This is a genomic window from Roseomonas sp. KE2513 (assembly GCF_016107305.1).
In the GTDB taxonomy this organism is placed as follows: Bacteria; Pseudomonadota; Alphaproteobacteria; order Acetobacterales; family Acetobacteraceae; genus Roseomonas.
In genome coordinates this window covers 1-2,278 of sequence record NZ_RCVR01000118.1, presented here as the reverse complement: position 1 = coordinate 2,278, position 2,278 = coordinate 1, and the positions used below count along the sequence as shown (strand labels likewise).

The window sequence follows — 2,278 nt, the reverse complement described above, 5'->3', positions numbered from 1 at the left end:
CTGGGCACTTGAAGCTGCGCTGTGATCGACCGACCTGCGGGTGAGTGATCTCGGCAGTAGATGGTCATGGTGGATGCCGTTGGTGGGGCGATCTGGACGCCTGGCTTGCGCTCTTCCTTGAGGTGATGGGCCGTAAGACCCTGACGGAGCTTTGAAAGGTTCTGCTGCCATCAGGAGTCTCTTCTGCTCTGCCTAGGTTGGAGGATGCGAAATGACGCGCTGCGCCGTTGCTGCTCTAGCTTTTCTTGCCGCAGCCGGCCTGCCCTCTTGCAGCAATCCGTCTAGTCCGGCGGCTGAGGATGAGCGCGACGATGCCGAGCTGTACGAGTCCAACGTCCGCGAGTGGGTCGGGGCCCTGGAGGCTGGCATGGTGCGGGCTCGCCTGGACCTCGCGCGACGGGCAATCATGAGGGCGATTGAAGGGCCGGGCTGAGGGTCGGCGGAGGCGTCCCACTGGCGAATCAAGCGAGCGCTGTTAGACTTCCGGCATGAATTTCTTGCGCTGCGTTCCCCTCCTTGCTCCTCTGCTCTTGCTGGGAGCCTGTGCCAGCAAGGAACCAGCGGTTGTCGACATCCCGCCCGGGTGCGAGCCGAGCCTCACAGTCGTCAACGAAGGCGAAACGGCGGTGCAAGAGCTGTACCTCAGTCAAGCAGGAGAAGATCGCTGGGGAGTAGATCGCCTCGGGCGCGACACCTTGGTGAAGGGGGCATCGGTGACGTACAGGCTCCCCACAGGCGGCGCCTATGACGTTCGAGTGGCTTGGGTCTCGGCCTTTCCTCGGCGCGGTTTTCAGCTCCGCAACGTCGATGTTTGCAGATCAAAGACAGTCACGGTGAAGAACTTTGAGGTTCGGGCGAGCTAACACTATGTCGGCGTTTAGGGTTGATGGGTGGTAGGAACCGACGTCTGCAATGCGGGCATCGGATGGGTGCGGCGAGGTGGGCGAACAGCCGATGGGAGATGGCCTGACGTAGGACGGGCAGGCTCGGTGATGGTGGCGGCCCCGGGATGCGAGGCTGCATTTTCCCCCCGACTCACCCGGCGGTGCTGGGCAAGGCGCAGGTGCTGCAGGTAGGCAAAAGCTACGCAGGTCATCAGCGCGTGTCGGTGCAGGCCGGTCCAGGAGCGCCCTTCGAAGTGGCCCAGGCCGAGTTCCTGTTTCAGCTGCTGGTGAGCCTGCTCGCAAACCCAGCGCGCCTTGATGGTCGAGGCGAGGGTGCGCAGGGACGCTCCGGGAGCCAGGTTGCTGAGGTGGTACTTGCGCTCGCCGGAGGAGCGCCACTCGCCCACCAGCCAGACCTCATCGCCCGGCAGGTGGCGGTTGTTGGCCCAGATGGCGCCATCGCCCGCGCGAACACGGGTGGCAGCAAACCTGGCAGCCAGCGCTCCCTTGGTGCCGTGCCGCCAAGTGACCCTGCGCCACGACAAGCCCGCTAGCACCTCCTCGGCCGGGCGGGGCTCCTCATCGGGCACGGGACGCCGCCTGCGCCCGGCTGGCACCGCGACCTCTACAGCAGTGCTGTAGACCTTCTGCACCCGCGGAATACCCACAGCCCAGAGCAGGCCGCGCTCAGAGAGGACCTGACGGAACGCGGCGCTCGCGCCATAGCCCGCATCAGCCAGCACGGTCCCGAACCGCACGCCCGCGGCCCGGAGCCGGTCCAACTCGGCGAGCGCGATCTCGCCCTTGCTCCGCGGCGTCATCTCCGCCTCGGGCACGCCCGCCCGGGCACAGCGCTCCGGCTCCTCCGTCCAGGTCTCGGGCAGGAACAGGCGTAAGCCCACCGGCACGGGAACCTCGTTCTGGGCCAGGGTCAGTGAGACGAGCGACTGGCAGTTCGCCTTCTTGCCCAGCTGTCCGCAATACTGGCGCGCCACGCCGACCGAGAGCTCGCCCTTCTTGGGCAGCGCCGTGTCGTCGACCACCAGGAAGGCATCGGACCCACCCACCAGCCGGTCCGCCTCATGCGCCAGCACCTTCCAGAGCGGGCCGTCGTCCCAGGCGGGGCTTGCGATGAAGTGCTGCAGCTGATCGTGCCCCGAGAGCCCCAGCCGCGCCGCCATTGGCTGCAGGCTCTTGCGCTCGCCAGGACCGAGCAGCCCTCGCAGATAGAGCGGCGTCCAAGTTCGGCGTGTCTTGCGTCCCATCACCTCGAGAAAGGGCGCGAGCCAAGCATCCAGATCCGGTGCGCTGAGAACCCCACCCACCATCGCCACCTCCTGCCGAGGTCAGTCACCCGCAGGTCGGTCAATAAGGCTGCAGCTTCAAGTGCCCAA

1 protein-coding gene is annotated in these 2,278 nt (G+C 66.2%); it reads right to left on the bottom strand.

Translation table 11 applies throughout. The features are described from left to right. Window positions 1-877: 877 nt before the first annotated feature. Entirely contained in the window at window positions 878-2,212 is a 1,335-nt protein-coding gene (locus D9599_RS30460; protein ID WP_232481141.1) for an IS701 family transposase, read from the bottom strand. Window positions 2,213-2,278: the final 66 nt, after the last annotated feature.